The organism is Serratia odorifera (assembly GCF_041448735.1).
GTDB lineage: Bacteria > Pseudomonadota > Gammaproteobacteria > Enterobacterales > Enterobacteriaceae > Serratia_F > Serratia_F odorifera.
The window spans coordinates 1-17,667 of record NZ_JBGMUT010000001.1 but is presented as its reverse complement, the minus strand read 5'-3'; the positions used below and the strand labels follow the sequence as shown (position 1 = coordinate 17,667).

The following is a 17,667-nucleotide window of genomic DNA, read 5'->3' as shown; positions in this document are numbered from 1 at the left end:
TAATCCTAATAATTGCATAAAAAGGAATAGATGATGTCATCGTTGCACATTTCGCAAGGTTCATTCCGGTTAAGCGATACCCGTACCCTGACGCTGGACGAGATAACGATCCGTTGCGGCGACAGTTGGGCGTTCGTTGGCGCCAACGGCAGCGGCAAGTCTGCTCTGGCGCGTGCCCTGGCGGATGAACTGCCGTTACTGCGAGGTGAACGTCGCAGTGACTTTCAGCACGCGGTGCGAATTTCGTTTGAACAGTTGCAAAAGCTGGTCAGCGACGAATGGCAACGCAACAATACCGATATGCTGAGTCCGGACGAAGAGGACACCGGCCGTACTGCCGCAGAAATCATTCAGGAAGAGGTAAAAGATGCCGCGCGCTGCGCACAGCTGGCCGCCCAGTTCGGTATCAGCGCCCTGCTTGAGCGACGCTTCAAGTATCTTTCCACCGGTGAAACCCGCAAAACGCTGCTGTGCCGCGCGCTGATGCCGCAGCCGGATCTGCTGATCCTCGACGAGCCGTTCGATGGACTGGACGTGAGTTCGCGCGCACAGCTGGCCGCTTTGCTGGCGACGCTGTCCCAGCAGGCCTGCACGCTGGTACTGGTCTTGAATCGTTTTGACGAAATTCCCGATTTTGTCCAGCAGGTCGGCATACTGGCGGATTGCACGCTGGCCAGCCAAGGTCCACGTGAGCAGGTGATGCGCGATGCGCTGGTGGCTCAGCTGGCACACAGCGAAAACCTCGCCGGTCTGGCGCTGCCGGAAAGCGACGATCCGCAGCAAACGTCGACGCTGCCGGCGGATCAGCCGTTGATCCTGTTACGCGACGGCGTGGTCAGCTACAACGATCGGCCGATCCTCAACCATCTCGACTGGCAGGTCAATCCCGGGGAGCACTGGCAAATCATCGGCCCCAACGGCGCCGGCAAATCCACCCTGCTCAGTTTGATCACCGGCGATCATCCACAGGGTTACAGCAACGATCTGACGCTGTTCGGCCGCCGACGCGGCAGCGGCGAAACCATCTGGGACATCAAACGTCATATCGGCTACGTCAGCAGTAGCCTGCATCTGGATTATCGCGTCAGCAGCAGCGTGCGCAACGTCATTACCTCCGGCTTCTTTGATTCCATCGGCATTTATCAGGCGGTTTCCGATCGCCAGCGGCAATTGACCGACCAATGGTTACAGCTGCTCGGACTGGACGGCGCACGCGGTGAAACGCCCTTCCACAGCCTTTCCTGGGGGCAGCAACGTCTGGCGCTGATCGCGCGCGCGCTGGTCAAGCACCCGGCGTTGCTGATTCTGGATGAGCCATTGCAGGGACTGGATCCGATCAACCGCCAACTGGTGCGCCGTTTTGTTGACGTACTGATCGGCCAGGGCGCTACCCAGTTGCTGTTTGTGTCACACCATGCGGAAGATGCTCCTCAGTGCATCACCCATCGACTTAGCTTTATTGCCGACGCCGACGGCTACCGGTATCAATCTGCTAGCCTGGCGTAACCTGTATGGATGCGTGGTATTCCACGCATCTGCGACATATTCGGCAACACTTCCCCGCAGCACGTCACATCTGGCCTTTTATGATAAGGGGATGGAGAGCCGTTGCAGGAGAACACATGTCTACCGCACTGATTATTATCGATCTGATCGAGGATCTGATCGGCGCCACCGGGCGCGCCAACCAATGTCACCAACAGGTCGAACAGCATGCGGTTATCGCGCACGTCAATACTGCTGCGGCCTACGCCCGAGTGCGTAAAATCCCGGTGGTCTGGGTACGGGTGGGTTTTGCCGACGACTATCACGACATTCCCCCCCGTTCGCCGCTGTTTGCTCGCTTAAAACAGGTAGGCGCTCTGCGCCGGAGCAGCCCCGGCTGCGAATGGGCGAGCGGGTTAGAGGTATATGAGCAAGATGTCTGCTTTGAAAAAACCGCCGTCTCGGCGTTTGCCGGTAACAATTTGTTAGTGTGGCTGCAGCAGCATCGTTACCATCATCTGTTGCTGGGCGGCGTCAGTACTCCGCTGGCGATTGAAAGCACCGCGCGACAGGCGCACGACCACGGCTTTCAGGTGACGGTACTGCAGGACTTATGCGCCGCGCCGAGCGAAGAGCTCCACCTGCAAAGTCTGGAAACGTTGCAGAATCTGGCAGAAATTACCCGCTCGCAACGCTGGATGAAGCGCTGATTTCAACATCACGCCAGCCGCCTCGGCCGGCGTTTTATCCTAATTGCTCACTGCACCGACCTTGTCGGGCATTTGCTTATGTTACTATCCGGTTTACTCTCACTTCATTGGCTCATTACATGCCGAGATCGCAATGACTGCCTTCGGTAATGAGCGCCGTGTATTAATTTTAAAGGGATACGATTATGTGGGGCGTACTATCGGCTTCGTTGTTTTTTTTGCCATTTAATCGCCTGATTGCCTGGTGCATTCTGGCTGCCGCGACGGGCATGGGCATCTATCATCATATACTGACGCCGTCCAGCCTGGCCTGTATGGCCGTTCTCGCCGGGTTGGCCGCGTTGCGCCATCATTACCGCTCACAGCGCGGATTGGCCAGCGTGCTGGAAGCATTGCTGGTCGCCGGCTGCGTCGCGCTGTTCTTTCATCTGCTGCCAGGATTCAATAATCCGCTGGCGATAGAGAACGTGAAAGCCGGCCCGCTCAGCGCGCCGTTCAATATGTACTACAACTTTGACAAGGCGCTGATACCGTTCCTGCTGTTTGCCTGTCTGCCCACCCTGTTCAACGCCGGCAAGGCGGAGAAAAACGTCGGCGTTGGGGCCTGGCTGGGGCTGTTCGCCAGCGTTCCGTTGCTGCTGCTGGTGGCGGTGGCGATCGGCGGACTCAAAATAGAACCTCATTTCCCGTACTGGATCCTGACCTTTAGCATGGCCAATCTGTTCTTTGTGTCGATGGCGGAAGAAGCGTTATTCCGCGGCTATCTGCAACAGCGGCTGGGCGCGTGGCTGGGAGCCTATCCGGCGCTGATCGTGGCATCGCTGCTGTTCGGTGCGGCACACTTCCCCGCCGGCATGCTGATGGTGACCTTCGCCACGCTGAGCGGGTTGATCTATGGCCTGGCCTGGATGTGGAGCGGCCGTTTATGGCTGCCTATCGCATTGCATTTTGGCCTCAACCTGATCCACCTGCTGTTTTTCACCTATCCGCTCTATCAACATCCATAAACTGTACACGTCGGCAGGGATTTTCCTGCCGATAATATGGATGAAAACGCTACCACCAATCGCTTCGCTATTGCTCACCGTGATGATATACGCCAATTAAAGAATCTGATTGACCTTGTCACACTTGGACGCCAGCCCGTGTAAACGATTCCATTTTTCGCGCTGGATCACCTTTTTATTGCCGCGAGCATGCTATCTTTTCAGCCATTAAATAGACAACGCCATCCGGCCGACGCCGGGCAACGGTGAATTGGAAGCGATTACACACCGCTGTGCAAGCATGCTGAAGGAAACGACATGACGGACTTTAATCCCATCGATCATCCACACCGCCGCTACAACCCGTTGACCGCGCAGTGGGTACTGGTTTCGCCGCACCGCGCCAAGCGACCGTGGCAAGGACAGCAAGAGGCTTCGGCGCCGGAAACGCTGCCGCAGCATGATGCGGACTGTTTCCTGTGCCCCGGCAATACCCGCGTCACCGGCGACCAGAATCCCGACTATCACAGCACCTATGTGTTCACCAACGATTTTGCCGCCCTGATGAGCGATACCCCGCAGGCGCCAGAAAGTGACGATCCGCTGATGCGCTGCCAAAGCGCCCGCGGTACCAGCCGGGTGATCTGCTTCTCGCCGGATCACAGCAAAACGCTGCCCGAATTGACGCTGGCGGCGCTGGAACAGGTGGTGGCAACCTGGCAAACGCAGACCGCCGAACTGGGGCGCGACTACCCGTGGGTACAGGTTTTCGAGAACAAGGGCGCAGCCATGGGCTGCTCCAATCCGCATCCGCACGGCCAGATCTGGGCCAACAGTTTCCTGCCCAACGAGGCCGAACGCGAAGACCGACTACAGCGTGAATATTACGCGCAGCATCGCTCGGCGATGCTGGTGGATTATGCGCAACGTGAACTGGCCGATGGCAGTCGTACGGTGGTAGAAACCGAACATTGGCTGGCGGTGGTGCCCTATTGGGCCGCCTGGCCGTTTGAAACGCTGCTGCTGCCAAAGGCCGCAGTGCAGCGCATTAGCGAACTCAGCCCGCAGCAAAGCGCCGATCTGGCGCTGGCGCTGAAGAAACTGACCAGCCGTTATGACAATCTGTTCCAGTGTTCCTTCCCCTATTCCATGGGCTGGCACGGTGCGCCATTCAACCAGGCGGATAACCGCCACTGGCAATTGCATGCCCACTTCTACCCACCGTTGCTGCGCTCAGCCACGGTGCGCAAATTTATGGTGGGCTACGAGATGCTGGCGGAAACCCAGCGTGACCTGACCGCCGAACAGGCCGCCGAACGCCTGCGCGCCGTTAGCGATATTCATTACCGTGAAGCCCAAGTGAAGTAAGGAACCGCATAATGAGTTTGAAAAACCTGACACAAACCGTTTTCAGCGAACGCTTCGGTTACGCACCGACCATGACCATCCAGGCTCCCGGTCGCGTGAACCTGATCGGCGAACATACCGATTACAACGACGGCTTCGTACTGCCCTGTGCCATCGACTATCAAACGGTAATCAGCATTGCCAAACGCGACGATCGCCAGATCCGCGTGCTGGCCGCCGACTACCATCATCAACTGGATCAATTTTCCCTCGACGCCGCTATCGAAGCGCATCCACAACTGCAATGGGCCAATTACGTGCGCGGCGTGGTGAAACATCTGCAAAGCCGCAACGCCGACGTTGGCGGTGCGGATCTGGTGATCAGCGGCAATGTGCCCCAGGGGGCCGGCCTCAGTTCCTCAGCCTCGCTGGAAGTGGCCGTCGGCCAGGCGTTGCAGGCGCTGTACCAGCTGCCGCTCGACGGTGTGGCACTAGCGCTGAACGGCCAGGAAGCGGAGAACCAGTTCGTCGGCTGTAACTGCGGCATTATGGATCAGCTGATTTCCGCCCTCGGCCAAAAGGATCACGCCCTGTTGATCGACTGTCGCACGCTGGAAACGCGCGCGGTACCAATGCCCGCGGATGTTGCGGTGGTGATCATCAATTCCAACGTCAAACGTGGACTGGTCGACAGCGAATACAACACCCGCCGCAAGCAGTGCGAAGCGGCAGCCCGTTTCTTTGGCGTCAAGGCGCTGCGCGACGTCAGTCCGGCGCTGTTTTTCCCGATCCAGCATGAAATGGATCCGCTGGTGGCCAAGCGTGCGCGCCATGTAATCAGTGAAAACCAACGCACGCTGGCAGCGGCGGAGGCGCTGGCGGCCGGCGATCTGAAGCGAATCGGTGTGCTGATGGCCGAATCGCACGCGTCGATGCGCGACGACTTTGAAATCACCGTACCGCCGATCGACACGCTGGTCGAGATCGTGAAAGGCGTGATTGGCGATCGCGGCGGCGTTCGCATGACCGGTGGTGGCTTTGGTGGCTGTATCGTCGCGCTGATGCCGCTGGATCTGGTGGAAGCGGTTCGTAGCACGGTACAGCGCGAATATCCTAAACTGACCAACGGACTACAGGAAACCTTCTATATCTGCACTGCTTCACAAGGAGCCGGCCGATGCTGAACCATGACGACCTATTGGCCCCCGACGGCCAGCCGTTTACCCTGACGACGCTGCAAAACGCCGGCGGCATGAGCATTACGCTGATGGACTGGGGCGCGACCTGGCTGTCTGCGTTGCTGCCGTTGCATGACGGCTCACAGCGCGAGCTGCTGTTGGGATGCGCGTCACCGGCGCTCTATCCACGGCAGGACGCCTACCTTGGCGCTACCGTCGGCCGTTACGCCAACCGCATCGCCCACGCCAGCCTGACCGTCGACGGCGCGCCTTGCCCATTGGTCGCCAATCAGGGCGAACATCAGCTGCATGGCGGACCGCAGGGGTTTCACGCCCGCCGCTGGCAGATTGCCAGCCAGGATGCGCAGCAGGTGGTCTATCAACTGCATTCGGCCGATGGCGATCAGGGCTTCCCCGGTAATCTGCAGGTCAGCGTCAGCTACCACCTCACCGACGATCACCGGTTGGAAATCCGCTATCAGGCGCAGACCGATCGGGCGTGCCCGGTCAATCTCACCAACCACGCCTATTTTAATCTTGACGGCGCCGGTCAGGATGCGCGTCTGCAAACGCTGCAACTGTTTGCCGATCGTTATTTGCCGGTCGACAGCGAAGGCATTCCCTGCGCGCCGCTCAACGAGGTCAGCGGCAGCGGCATGGACTTCCGTCAGCCAAAAACCATCATGCAGGACCTGCTGCGCGATCGCGACCAGCAACGGGTAAAAGGCTACGATCACGCCTATCTGCTGCATACTGGCTGCGGCGCGTTGGCAAACCCGGCGGCACACCTGTGGTCTGCGGACGGCAAGGTAAAAATGAGCGTGTTCACCGACGCGCCAGCGCTGCAATTGTACAGCGGCAACTACCTTGGCGGCGTACCGGCACGTGACGGCGGCAGCTATGCCAATTACGCCGGCGTGGCGCTGGAAAGCGAGTTCCTGCCCGACAGCCCGCATCACCCAGAGTGGCCGCAGCCAAGCTGTTGGCTACAGCCAGGGCAAACCTATCGCAGCGCCACCCATTATCAGTTTCTTGCATTATGATCGGCGTCCCCGTGCCATGCGGTGCGGGGCGTACTGTTATAAATCCTTACCGTTTTCCCTGCCCACGCCCCCCTCTGCCGCCTTTCCTTATCGTCAGGCGCACACTAGAATCAGGCTACCGTGATAGGCACAACGTCTTGTGCAACGTCACAATTTTCGGTCTTTATACCGCCCGTCATTGATGGTGCATCGCGGCGGCAGCCAGCTCCGTTTCGGCAACCGCCCGGTTCGGCGTCGAAGCAGACAGGCAGCGCCAGCAACGAGGCAGCGGCAACAACGGCTGTATAGCCCGGTTAATAGCTGAAGGAACACTTATGCGACTGATTACTGCACTCCCATTACTGGCCGGTTTACTGTTGAGCACTACCCTGATGGCAGCCGAAACGCCGGCCAAAACGCCGTCGCCGGCGCAGGCAGCCCAGCAAAAACGCATGACCGATTGCAATCAGCAAGCCACCACTCAATCACTGAAAGGCGCCGATCGCTCCACCTTTATGAGCACCTGCCTGAAGTCGGAAGGCCACAAGACTACCGATAAGGCGCTAACGCCACAGCAGCAGAAAATGAAGAGCTGCAACGCCGATGCCGCCAAGAAGAGCCTGAAAGGTGAAGAGCGCAAATCCTTTATGAGCGGTTGCCTGAAAAAAACCGCCTGACCGCCTTGCCCCTCGGCGCGCTACTGCGCGCCGTCATCCCTGTTTTGCCGCCTGAACGATTCAGCTTTTCCGCACGCCAACCCTTACTAAACGGCAATAAATTCGCTATGGTTTAACACTATCGATTGCCGCGCCGACCATGGCGGCAATATAATGATATTAGTTATCATTGAACTGTCAGATTATTAAGGAGTTAAGCTATGGCTGTAACTAAGCTGGTTCTGGTGCGTCACGGCGAAAGCCAGTGGAACAACGAAAACCGCTTTACCGGTTGGTATGATGTTGATCTGTCCGATAAAGGCCGCACCGAAGCGAAAGCAGCTGGCAAGCTGTTGAAAGATGAAGGTTTCGCTTTCGACTTCGCTTATACCTCCGTACTGAAGCGCGCGATCCACACCCTGTGGAGCGTACTGGACGAACTGGATCAGGCCTGGCTGCCGACCGAAAAATCCTGGAAGCTGAACGAACGCCACTACGGTGCGTTGCAGGGTCTGAACAAAGCGGAAACCGCAGAAAAATACGGTGACGAGCAGGTTAAGCAATGGCGTCGCGGCTTCGCGGTAACGCCACCAGAACTGACCAAGGACGACGAGCGCTACCCTGGCCATGACCCGCGTTACGCAGCGCTGACCGAAAGCGAACTGCCACTGACCGAAAGCCTGGCGCTGACCATCGATCGCGTTATCCCTTACTGGGACGCTGAAATCCTGCCACGCATCAAAAGCGGTGAGCGCGTGATCATCGCCGCCCACGGTAACTCCCTGCGTGCGCTGGTGAAATACCTGGACAACCTGAGCGAAGATGAAATCCTCGAGCTGAACATCCCGACCGGCGTGCCGTTGGTGTATGAGTTCGATGAAAACTTCAAACCACTCAAACGCTACTACCTGGGCAATGCCGACGAAATCGCTGCGAAAGCCGCTGCCGTCGCCAACCAGGGTAAAGCGAAGTAATTTTCGCCCCCATATAAAAAGCCCCCGGTTTGCGCCGGGGGCTTTTTTTATGCCGTCAATTTACAGGCTACGACGGGCTTTTACCGCCGCGGCCAGATTGCGCAGCACGGTTTCGGTATCGTCCCAACCGATGCAGGCGTCGGTAACGCTCTTACCGTAAACCAGCGGTTCGCCGCTTTCCAGATTCTGATTGCCTTCTACCAGATGGCTTTCGATCATCACGCCGATCACCGCTTTCTCGCCGCCGCTAATCTGCTGGCAAACGTCAGCGCTGACGTCCATTTGCTTTTTGAACTGTTTGCTGCTGTTAGCGTGGCTAAAATCGATCATCACGTTGGCCGGCAGACCCGCTTTGCCCAGCCCCTCTTTTACCGCCTTGACGTGAGCCGCGCTGTAGTTTGGCTCTTTGCCGCCGCGCAGAATGATATGGCAGTCGCCATTGCCGCTGGTGTTGACAATGGCGGAATGCCCCCACTTGGTCACCGACAGGAAGCAATGTGGCGCGCTGGCAGCGTTGATGGCGTCGATCGCCACTTTAATGGTGCCATCGGTGCCATTCTTGAAGCCCACCGGGCAGGACAGGCCGGACGCCAGCTCACGGTGCACCTGAGACTCGGTGGTACGTGCGCCGATCGCTCCCCAGCTCATCAGGTCCGCCAGGTATTGCGGGGTGATCATGTCAAGGAACTCCCCCGCTGCCGGCAGCCCGCTGTCGTTGATATCCAGCAGCAGCTTACGCGCCAGACGCAGGCCTTCATTGATCTGGAAGCTGTTGTCCATCAGCGGATCGTTGATCAGCCCTTTCCAGCCCACGGTGGTACGCGGCTTTTCAAAATAAACGCGCATCACCACTTCCAGCTCGCCTTGCAGTTCCTGACGCAGCGTCAGCAGGCGAGCGGCGTATTCCTTGGCCGCTTTGGTGTCATGGATCGAGCACGGCCCGATCACCACCAGCAGACGATCGTCGCTGCCACGGAGAATTTTATGAATTGCGCTACGCGCCAATGACACCGTTTCCGCTGCCCGTTCGCTGGCCGGGTATTTCTCCAACAGCGCCACCGGTGGCAACAGTTCCTTGATTTCTGTAATGCGCAAGTCGTCGTTTTGGTAGGTCATAACATTTCCATTCGGTATCAACAGGGGTAATTCGCAATGCGTAGATCCAACCAATCTAGCCTGTGCGACTGGCGCTGTAAATCACCTTTGACCAGCTGAATGAGAGCTGTCTGGTTGATCGTCATGACATATAAACTAAACTTACCAATTAACGGCAGCTCAGCGAGCGGCCACAGCATACAGCCGCTCACCATCAGTCACGAATCTGTAACAATGATGGAGAAACATTATGAATAAACTTGCGACCCTGCTCCTGACACTGTGTATGGCCTTGGCCAGCGGCGCGGCGCTGGCAGAAGATAGCGGCTCCAACAGCAATAATGGCCATGCCAATATGACCAAAAGCGAAGGGGCTAAAGACGCCATGCCGCCCAATAACGTTGATAACAGCCAAATCAACACCAACGGCGACAGCCAAAGCAATGGACAGAACAACAGTCAGAACATGAGCAAGGATGAAATGCACAAACGTGCAATGTGCAAAGACGGCCGCTGCCCGGATCCGCAAAAAAAGGATCAGGCTGAAAAAGAAGGGATGGATCAGCCGCCCCGGCAATGATCGACGGCGATCCAGGGGAGCATCCGCTCCCCTTTTTCGTTATGCTAACGCTCAGGACTCTCTGACTTGAGCACCATAATGCACTCTCTATTGTTGGTAGATGACCACCCGGTGGTTCATGTCGCATTGGAAGCGGCGCTGATGACTTCCCCCCACGCCTATGCGCTGCACGCCGTACATAACGATACGCAGGCGCTGAGCGAGCTGGCGGCCAACCGTTTTGATCTGGTGATTCTGGACATTGGTCTGCCGCAGGTAGACGGCCTGCAACTGCTGAAAAAAATTCGCCGTCATTATCCGCAACAGGCGATGCTGATTTACACCGCGCAGGAAGAAGAGGTGTATGCACGTATGGCCTACAGCGCCGGCGCCAACGGTTTCGTCCACAAGGGCAAGCCTTTGGAACAGCTGGTGCAGGCGATCGACGCGGTGCTCGGCGGCGCAAGCGGCTTTCCCGCCGACCTGCCGACTGACGAGACAGCGGCAACCGACAGCCCCCAGTTGACGCCGAAAGAGCTGCAGGTGCTCGGGCTACTCAGCAAGGGACTGTCGAATCTGCAAATCGCCGCAATGCTGAACATCAGCAACAAGACCGTCAGCACCCACAAAAAGAACATCCTGCGCAAGACCGGCGCCAGTAACCTGCTTGAACTGGTCGCGGTGTTCAAAGAGCTGACGCCATAATGCACCGCTGGCTGCTGCTGTTGCTGTTGTTATGCCTGTGCGGCACCGCGCGAGCCGAGCCGCCGCAGCGCTACCAGTTGATCAGCAATCTGATCCTCCCCACCAATATGCTGATCGCCGGAGAAAAAACGCCTTGGCGTGAGCGTACCGTACGGGTAGGTATCATCAGTGAAAATACCAGCCCTTATAACATTCTGGTGGATGAGGATTTATACGGTTTGAACGCCGATTACCTCGACTATATTCAACAGGTGACGGGCATTCGCTTCGCCATTTATGGCTTTGCCGACCTGCCGCAGCTAAAGCAGGCACTGCAGCGCGGCGACATCGATCTGCTGTACGGCATACCGCAACACGCGGCGCTGCACGGTTTGACGCTTTCGCAGCCGTATTACGTCAGTAATCTGCGCGTGCTGCGCGATCGTGCCAATAAGCGTCAGGTGATGCTCAATTCCGCCGATGCGCGCGTCGCCATCGGCGCCCTGACCGATATGCAGGCCGGTTCGGCGCTCCAGGCGGTAACGTCGCACCTGCAACGTTACGAAAATAATCTGCAGGCGGTGTACGCCTTGCTCAACGGCAGCAGCGACTATTTTATCGCAGACGAAGCCAGCGCCAGTTTTATCCTCGATCAGCTGCAATTGGGGCAACTCTACCAAATCGAAAGCAGCGTCAATCTTGGCAATTTATCGTTTGTGTTTGCGGCAGCCAACCGCTCATTAATAACCACGCTGAATACCGCTATCGCCAACACCCCAATGGAGCTGATGAATACCATCCAACGTCGCTGGAGTAAGAAAATCCCCAGCTACCTGGACAGCGGCAATGCCGATCTGACCCAAATGGAGCAGCAGTGGGTCGATCGGCACCGCAGCGTGACCTTTGCCGCCATCGAGAACGATTTCCCGTTTGCCTATCGCGGCTCCGATGGTCAACCACACGGTTATGCCATCGATATCCTCAATATCATTGCGCAAAATACCGGCATGCAGTTTGTTCCCCGCTGGGCGCGCAATGCCGAGCAGGCCGACCGGCTGGTGAGCGACGGCCATGCCAGTTTCCGTATCGCCCTGCCTTTGGCGCACGGGGTGAAGGCACGCTACGCGGCCAGCATGCCTATCCACCGTGCGTTATGGGGCGTGTACATCGGCCAATATGCCAGCGGCGTCTCAGGCTGGAGCAGCCTGCATGGCAAGCGCATCGGCTTTGTGCGCGGCGACCTCGGGCAAAGCCTGATCCCGGCCGACGGTGTCGCCATTGCCTTCAATGACGGCAAAGCAATGTACGACGCGCTGGCCAATGGGCAGTTGGATGCCCTGATCGACAATATCATTTCAGCCAATTTCGTTGCCCTTTCGCGTTACTCTGGTGCCATCAAGCTGGCGTTTGCCGCCAATAACGTTGCTTATCCCATCGCCTTCGGCGTTCAGCCGAACCAGCCGTTGCTGCTGGCGATCATCGATAAAAACCTGATGCAGATCCCGGCCGAAACGCTGCAATCGCTGCGCGACGAATGGATCGTCGATCGCAGCAGTTTAATTGACGCAGTGAATGATAACCGCATGCAACCGCAAACTACCTGGCTGCTGGCGCTGCTTGGTGCCTGCGTTGCGTTGTTACTGCTCTTGCTGCTACGCCGTTATATTCAACAACGCCGCGAACGGCGTGAGCGAGCGCAGCTGGAGTTGGCGCGGCAACAAGCCGAAGCGGAAAACCGCAGAAAGAGTAAATTCCTCGCCACCATCAGCCATGAATTGCGTACGCCGATGCATGCGATCCTCGGCCTGTTGGAACTGGAGCTGAAACAGCCATCGGCGGCCGGCAGCCTGCCGGTGATCTACAGTTCGGCATCCTCATTGCTGAACCTGCTGAATGACCTGCAGGATCACGCCAAGCTGGAAACCGGCTCGCTGACTTTGGCTCCGAAGGCGCTGGCACTGCGGCCCTGGGCGGAGCACCTTGGCGCGCTGTATCGTCCGCTGATCGGCCAACGGCCGGTGACGCTGGAGATTCATCTCGGCGAGACGTTGCCTGTCGCACTGATGCTTGATGGTGAGCGTTTACTCCAGGTAGCGAATAATCTGATCAACAATGCGATCAAATTCACCCCTCGCGGCAACATTGATATCAGCCTGGACTGGCAGCCGCAGGAGGCGCAACGGGGAGAATTACGGCTGAGCGTGTCCGATAGCGGTTGTGGCATCGCCGCCGGTGAAATTGACCGGCTTTTCCAGCCGTTTTATCGCGCGCGCAGCGCCCAGCGCATTTCAGTACAGGGCACCGGGCTGGGATTGTCGATTTGTAAAGAGATCGTCGAGCAAATGGGCGGGCATATTCAGCTGCAATCACAGGCCGGCGTTGGCACCCAGGTGCATGTCGTTATCCCTGCCTCGCTGGCGGAGAGTAAGGCAGACGGTCTGCCACAGGCCACACCGCCGACATTACCCACCCCGTCGCTGCGGGTGGCGTTGATTGACGACCACCCAACCAACCTGCTGCTGATGCAACGCCAGTTACAGCACTTCGGCCTTGCGCCCACGCTATTTGAACGCGGCCATGACCTGTTGAAAGCCCACCGTCAGCAGCCGTTCGCCATGCTGTTTATCGATTACAATATGCCTCGTCCAGACGGCCTGACGTTGGCGCGGCTAATACGCCGCGACGAGCAACGACGTGGACTGGCCGCCAGCCAAATCGTGCTGTGCTCGGCCGACGTGCAGGAGTTTACCCGTATTCCAGCCGAGTCGCTGGCGGTCGATCGGTTGCTGACCAAACCGATCCCGCTGGCGGTCCTTGGTCAACTGTTGTCTCAGGCCGCACCTGGGGTAAGATCGCAGTCAGCCCTTACTGACCTAAAAAACGTACTGTCCACCATGGCCGGCCACCACCCGGCGATGCAACACAAGCTGGCAACCACGCTAGTGGCCACCCTGCGCGAAGATCGTCAGCGTGCCAGCGAGGCGGCCGAGCGGCAGCAATGGGCGCTATTGGGCCAGGCGGCACATCGCATCAAGGGCAGTGTGCTGATACTGCAACTGCCGCAGGCGGCCCAAGCGTGCCAACAGGTGATCGATGCCGCACATGCGCAACGGTTAGCGCCAGATGCCTATACTGATATGATGGCGTCGGTGGCAGAAATACTGAGCGGACTGGATAGCCTGCTCAGCGCTGGCGAATCATGTTTTTATCACGCAAAGGGATAACAGATGTCGGAAACCTCTCACGTTCACCTGCCGAAAGACAGTAATAGTAAACGCCTACTGACCGCTTTTCTGGTCACTGCCGTCTTTATGATCGCCGAAGCGATCGGCGGACTGCTTTCCGGTTCGCTGGCGCTGCTGGCGGATGCCGGACATATGCTCACCGACGCCGCGGCCCTGCTGGTGGCACTGATGGCCGTGCACTTTTCGCAACGCAAGCCCAATGCACGCCACACCTTTGGCTATTTGCGACTGACCACCCTGGCCGCGTTTCTCAACGCCGCTGCACTGCTGGTTATCGTGGTATTCATTCTGTGGGAGGCGATACGGCGCTTCTTCGAACCACAGCCGGTAATGGGCACGCCGATGCTGATTATTGCTATCGCCGGCCTGTTGGCCAATCTGTTCGCCTTTTGGTTACTGCATCGCGGCAGTGAAGAAAAAAACATCAACGTTCGTGCCGCTGCGCTGCACGTGTTGGGGGATTTGCTCGGCTCGGTCGGAGCCATTGCCGCTGCGGTGGTCATTCTCACTACCGGCTGGACGCCGATTGACCCGATCCTGTCGGTGTTGGTGTCATGCCTGGTATTGCGCAGCGCCTGGAAACTGCTGAAAGAAAGTTTCCATGAACTGCTGGAAGGGACACCGCAAGAAGTGGATATCGCCAAACTGCAAAAAGACCTGTGCCTGAATTTGCCGGAGGTGCGGAATATTCACCACGTGCACGTGTGGCAAATCGGTGAGCAACGACTGATGACGCTGCATGCCCAGGTTATTCCACCGCACGATCATGACGGGCTGCTGCGGCGTATCGAAGCCTATTTACTGATGCATTACCAGATTGGCCATGCCACCATTCAGATGGAATACCAACACTGTGACGCGCCGGATTGCGGTATCAACCGCGCCCCAGAGCCGAGTGAACACTCACATTCTCATCTGGGGCATCACCATTGAGCCAACGGGGCGCATTGCAGCGCCCCTAGCGGTTTACTCGCCTGAAGACAGCGGTCGGGATTGGTTCCTGGCCGCGCTACGTATCCACAGCCAGGAACCGTTGAGCGCAATCAGCGTCAGGATCACGTATTCCAACGCCATGGCGTAAACTCCCTGATAGGCAAATATGGCTACGCTGATAACGTCAATTACCACCCACAGCAGCCAGTTTTCAACGTATTTGCGCGTCATCAGGATCATCGCCACAATCGACAGCACCATCATGGTGGAATCCCAGAACGGGAAGGCGTCCGGCTGTAGCTCTGGCTGCTGTACCTGTATACCGAGCATTTGCATCACCGCCACTGCAATCTGCGTCAACCAGGCAAATACCCGGTCGATGTTGAAGGTCATCAGCAAGATACCGAGCACGCATACCAGCGCCCAGCCGAGGGCCTTTGGCAGCGACAGCCAGCGAATTTGCAGCTCCGCCTGATGATCCGCCGTCTGGCGGCTCCAGGCATACCAGCCGTAAATATTGGCGCCAAAAAAGAACAGCTGCAGCAACAGACTGGCGTACAGCTGGATCTGGAAGAAAATCACCGCAAACAGCGTAACGTTGATCAAGCCGAACAGGTAGTTAATGATTTTTTCTTTGCTGGCATACCAGATGCATAGCAGACCGAACAGGGTACCGATGGCTTCAATCCACGACAGATCGTAGCCACCGGCACCCAACGGGATGTGCACCATGATATTGCTGGTACTGAAAAAGCTCATCTGGCCTTCCTTATCTCGTGGTGAGTTTTATGCGTTCCCTTTAACCTGCATTTTCAGCTGTGCGGCAAAATCTAACATGCGGTTGAGCGGTATCAGCGCCTTGGTGCGCAGTGCGCTATCCACCAGGATCTCATGTTGTACACCGCCTTGCTCTAGCCCCTCGGCAATCGCCTGCAAACCGTTCATCGCCATCCATGGACAGTGCGCGCAACTGCGGCAGGTCGCACCCTCGCCCGCCGTCGGCGCTTCGAACAGCTCTTTGTCCGGACATGCCTGCTGCATTTTGTAGAAAATACCGCGATCGGTGGCAACAATCAGTTGCCGATGCGGCAGTTGCCGTGCGGCCTGAATCAGCTGGCTGGTGGAGCCGACGGCATCAGCCAGTTCTACCACCGCCTGCGGTGACTCCGGATGCACCAGTACCGCCGCGTTCGGATATAACCCCTTCATGCGCAGCAACGCCTGGGTTTTAAATTCGTCATGAACGATGCAGGCACCCTGCCAGCATAGCACGTCGGCAGCGGTTTGTTTCTGTACGTAATTACCGAGGTGGCGATCCGGCGCCCAGAGGATTTTTTCCCCCAGGCTGTCGAGATGTTCAATCAGTTCAACGGCGATGCTGGAGGTCACTACCCAGTCGGCGCGCGCTTTTACCGCCGCGGAGGTGTTGGCGTAAACCACCACCGTACGGTCCGGATGCTGGTCGCAAAAGGCATTGAATTCTGCTTCAGGGCAACCGAGATCCAACGAGCATTCAGCAAACAGCGTCGGCATCAGCACGGTTTTTTTCGGACTAAGAATTTTGGCGGTTTCGCCCATAAACCTTACGCCGGCCACCAACAGCGTCGAGGCCGGATGCTGGCTGCCAAAACGTGCCATTTCCAACGAGTCCGCCACGCAGCCACCGGTTTCTTCCGCCAATGCCTGGATTTCAGGATCGGTATAATAGTGCGCGACCATCACCGCATCGCGCTGTTTAAGCAGCTTTTTTATTTTTTCGCGATAGAAGGCTTTTTCCGCCTGGTCCAGCGTTGCCGGTTTGGGCGGGAAAGGATAAATCGCCGCGTTGACATCAAACATTTCACTCATCACCGTCATCTCGTGCTAGGCTGGGCGCCTGCCGGACCTGTGTTGCTATCCTCTTCGCGCCCTTGTTTTACATACTAAACAAAATACCTAATTCATAGCAAAAAGTCGCTGTAATTTTCATCTATTGGCGAAAAATGTTTATTTTGCAGAACATGAGGCGCCATTTGCAGTCATCACCGAGCCGGTGCTGCCTTACTTAAACAACAATGCGTCAGGGTACTGGCGGCTGGTATCAACGAGCTTGCCGGGTAGCGGAGATGCTGGCGAACCTCAACCTAGGTATCTGGCATGGCATCTTTGCGTATGGTAGGTCGGCGTTCGAGATTACACCGAGCTCAAATGCAAAAAAAGCGCCTAAAGAGTGCGGTTACGGGTAGAAGAAATCGTGCAGGATTGACTCGGCCGTTGGCCTCGCCCTGCGGGCCAGCGCAAGCGCTGTTCAAAATCGCTCCCGGCGATTTTGTCGAACCTGAACGCAGGTCCTCACCCACACGACATCTTTGCTTATGGTAGGTCGGCGCTCGAGATTACACCGAGCTCAAATGCAAAAAAAGCGCCTAAAGGCGCTTTTTTCTAAATTGGTGGGTCGTGCAGGATTCGAACCTGCGACCAATTGATTAAAAGTCAACTGCTCTACCAACTGAGCTAACGACCCATGCAGTGGTGGGTGATGACGGGCTCGAACCGCCGACCCCCTCCGTGTAAAGGAGATGCTCTACCAACTGAGCTAATCACCCACTGACGTGGTTTACTGCTAATCCGTCTGAAGCCGTTGCTTGCCAATCCGTTAAGAATTGGTGGGTCGTGCAGGATGACACGGCTTGCGCCTTGCCCTTCGGGCCATCACTGGGTGATGTTGTCTCGCTTACGCTCGACTCGAACCTTGACGGTTCTCATCCTTTCCGACTCAACGCTTGCCAATCCGTTAAGAATTGGTGGGTCGTG

At 57.3% G+C, this 17,667-nt stretch carries 15 protein-coding genes, 2 tRNA genes and 2 other RNA genes; 12 read left to right on the top strand and 7 right to left on the bottom strand.

All coding sequences use genetic code 11. The features are described 5' to 3' along the window. The first annotated feature begins 33 nt into the window (after nucleotides 1-33). From modF to gpmA, 8 genes are all read left to right on the top strand, one after another. Entirely contained in the window at nucleotides 34-1,506 is a 1,473-nt protein-coding gene (gene modF, locus ACCC84_RS00095; RefSeq protein ID WP_039992355.1) for a molybdate ABC transporter ATP-binding protein ModF, read from the top strand. 116 nt (nucleotides 1,507-1,622) lie between these two features. Next, complete coding sequence (locus ACCC84_RS00090) at nucleotides 1,623-2,195, top strand: cysteine hydrolase family protein (RefSeq protein ID WP_371901440.1); 573 nt, start codon at nucleotides 1,623-1,625, stop codon at nucleotides 2,193-2,195. A 185-nt stretch (nucleotides 2,196-2,380) separates the two neighbouring features. Beyond that, nucleotides 2,381-3,202, top strand: coding sequence for a CPBP family intramembrane glutamic endopeptidase (locus tag ACCC84_RS00085; protein ID WP_198774143.1), 822 nt, complete (start codon nucleotides 2,381-2,383; stop codon nucleotides 3,200-3,202). Nucleotides 3,203-3,499: 297 nt separating this feature from the next. Then, entirely contained in the window at nucleotides 3,500-4,549 is a 1,050-nt protein-coding gene (gene galT, locus ACCC84_RS00080) for a galactose-1-phosphate uridylyltransferase (RefSeq protein WP_004965741.1), read from the top strand. 11 nt (nucleotides 4,550-4,560) lie between these two features. Continuing rightward, a complete protein-coding gene (gene galK, locus ACCC84_RS00075) occupies nucleotides 4,561-5,712 on the top strand; it encodes a galactokinase (protein ID WP_004965743.1) in 1,152 nt (383 codons plus the stop codon). Beyond that, on the top strand, nucleotides 5,706-6,749 hold the full coding sequence (galM, locus tag ACCC84_RS00070) for a galactose-1-epimerase (RefSeq protein ID WP_198774142.1): 1,044 nt from the start codon (nucleotides 5,706-5,708) through the stop codon (nucleotides 6,747-6,749). Before galK ends, galM begins: the two co-directional genes overlap by 7 nt. A 314-nt stretch (nucleotides 6,750-7,063) precedes the next feature. After that, a complete protein-coding gene (locus tag ACCC84_RS00065; RefSeq protein ID WP_004965748.1) occupies nucleotides 7,064-7,405 on the top strand; it encodes a PsiF family protein in 342 nt (113 codons plus the stop codon). A 200-nt stretch (nucleotides 7,406-7,605) separates the two neighbouring features. Further along, complete coding sequence (gene gpmA, locus ACCC84_RS00060) at nucleotides 7,606-8,358, top strand: 2,3-diphosphoglycerate-dependent phosphoglycerate mutase (RefSeq protein ID WP_004965750.1); 753 nt, start codon at nucleotides 7,606-7,608, stop codon at nucleotides 8,356-8,358. Between the two features lie 60 nt (nucleotides 8,359-8,418). On the opposite strand, the gene aroG is transcribed toward gpmA, so the two are convergent. Continuing rightward, entirely contained in the window at nucleotides 8,419-9,474 is a 1,056-nt protein-coding gene (gene aroG, locus ACCC84_RS00055) for a 3-deoxy-7-phosphoheptulonate synthase AroG (protein WP_004965752.1), read from the bottom strand. 229 nt (nucleotides 9,475-9,703) lie between these two features. Between aroG and ACCC84_RS00050 the strand changes: the two genes are divergently transcribed. From ACCC84_RS00050 to zitB, 4 genes are all read left to right on the top strand, one after another. Continuing rightward, the gene (locus ACCC84_RS00050; protein WP_004965756.1) at nucleotides 9,704-10,033 is read left to right on the top strand and encodes a protein YbgS; all 330 of its coding nucleotides are present in this window, start codon (nucleotides 9,704-9,706) and stop codon (nucleotides 10,031-10,033) included. Nucleotides 10,034-10,111: 78 nt separating this feature from the next. Then, entirely contained in the window at nucleotides 10,112-10,717 is a 606-nt protein-coding gene (locus ACCC84_RS00045) for a response regulator (RefSeq protein ID WP_004965759.1), read from the top strand. Beyond that, nucleotides 10,717-13,920 carry an ATP-binding protein gene (locus tag ACCC84_RS00040; RefSeq protein ID WP_371901439.1) on the top strand — a complete coding sequence of 1,068 codons (3,204 nt, stop codon included), beginning with the start codon at nucleotides 10,717-10,719 and terminating at the stop codon, nucleotides 13,918-13,920. The genes ACCC84_RS00045 and ACCC84_RS00040 overlap by 1 nt, the downstream gene beginning before the upstream one ends. Nucleotides 13,921-13,923: 3 nt before the next feature. Next, nucleotides 13,924-14,874: a CDF family zinc transporter ZitB gene (zitB, locus tag ACCC84_RS00035; RefSeq protein ID WP_371901438.1), complete on the top strand. Its 951-nt coding sequence runs from the start codon at nucleotides 13,924-13,926 to the stop codon at nucleotides 14,872-14,874. 33 nt (nucleotides 14,875-14,907) lie between these two features. Here the strand turns inward: zitB and pnuC are convergent, their stop codons facing one another. From pnuC to ACCC84_RS00005, 6 genes are all read right to left on the bottom strand, one after another. Further along, nucleotides 14,908-15,633: a nicotinamide riboside transporter PnuC gene (gene pnuC, locus ACCC84_RS00030; RefSeq protein ID WP_004965765.1), complete on the bottom strand. Its 726-nt coding sequence runs from the start codon at nucleotides 15,631-15,633 to the stop codon at nucleotides 14,908-14,910. 27 nt (nucleotides 15,634-15,660) lie between these two features. After that, nucleotides 15,661-16,722, bottom strand: a complete 1,062-nt coding sequence (gene nadA, locus ACCC84_RS00025; protein WP_371901437.1) for a quinolinate synthase NadA — start codon at nucleotides 16,720-16,722, stop codon at nucleotides 15,661-15,663. Nucleotides 16,723-17,098: 376 nt separating this feature from the next. Continuing rightward, nucleotides 17,099-17,229: non-coding RNA, RtT sRNA (locus tag ACCC84_RS00020), on the bottom strand. A 72-nt stretch (nucleotides 17,230-17,301) separates the two neighbouring features. Further along, nucleotides 17,302-17,377: transfer RNA gene (locus tag ACCC84_RS00015), tRNA-Lys, on the bottom strand. Between the two features lie 6 nt (nucleotides 17,378-17,383). Next, nucleotides 17,384-17,459, bottom strand: a tRNA-Val gene (locus ACCC84_RS00010). A 58-nt stretch (nucleotides 17,460-17,517) separates the two neighbouring features. Continuing rightward, a non-coding RNA gene (locus ACCC84_RS00005) (RtT sRNA) lies at nucleotides 17,518-17,640 on the bottom strand. Nucleotides 17,641-17,667 lie beyond the last annotated feature (27 nt).

Bases quoted from the DNA above. Each gene is read 5' to 3' on its own strand.
- ACCC84_RS00065 (WP_004965748.1), top strand. From the start codon at position 7,064: ATGCGACTGATTACTGCACTCCCATTACTGGCCGGTTTACTGTTGAGC.
- ACCC84_RS00045 (WP_004965759.1), top strand. From the start codon at position 10,112: ATGCACTCTCTATTGTTGGTAGATGACCACCCGGTGGTTCATGTCGCA.
- ACCC84_RS00085 (WP_198774143.1), top strand. From the start codon at position 2,381: ATGTGGGGCGTACTATCGGCTTCGTTGTTTTTTTTGCCATTTAATCGC.
- modF (WP_039992355.1), top strand. From the start codon at position 34: ATGTCATCGTTGCACATTTCGCAAGGTTCATTCCGGTTAAGCGATACC.
- gpmA (WP_004965750.1), top strand. From the start codon at position 7,606: ATGGCTGTAACTAAGCTGGTTCTGGTGCGTCACGGCGAAAGCCAGTGG.
- zitB (WP_371901438.1), top strand. From the start codon at position 13,924: ATGTCGGAAACCTCTCACGTTCACCTGCCGAAAGACAGTAATAGTAAA.
- aroG (WP_004965752.1), bottom strand. From the start codon at position 9,474: ATGACCTACCAAAACGACGACTTGCGCATTACAGAAATCAAGGAACTG.
- ACCC84_RS00040 (WP_371901439.1), top strand. From the start codon at position 10,717: ATGCACCGCTGGCTGCTGCTGTTGCTGTTGTTATGCCTGTGCGGCACC.
- galT (WP_004965741.1), top strand. From the start codon at position 3,500: ATGACGGACTTTAATCCCATCGATCATCCACACCGCCGCTACAACCCG.
- galK (WP_004965743.1), top strand. From the start codon at position 4,561: ATGAGTTTGAAAAACCTGACACAAACCGTTTTCAGCGAACGCTTCGGT.
- ACCC84_RS00090 (WP_371901440.1), top strand. From the start codon at position 1,623: ATGTCTACCGCACTGATTATTATCGATCTGATCGAGGATCTGATCGGC.
- pnuC (WP_004965765.1), bottom strand. From the start codon at position 15,633: ATGAGCTTTTTCAGTACCAGCAATATCATGGTGCACATCCCGTTGGGT.
- galM (WP_198774142.1), top strand. From the start codon at position 5,706: ATGCTGAACCATGACGACCTATTGGCCCCCGACGGCCAGCCGTTTACC.
- nadA (WP_371901437.1), bottom strand. From the start codon at position 16,722: ATGAGTGAAATGTTTGATGTCAACGCGGCGATTTATCCTTTCCCGCCC.
- ACCC84_RS00050 (WP_004965756.1), top strand. From the start codon at position 9,704: ATGAATAAACTTGCGACCCTGCTCCTGACACTGTGTATGGCCTTGGCC.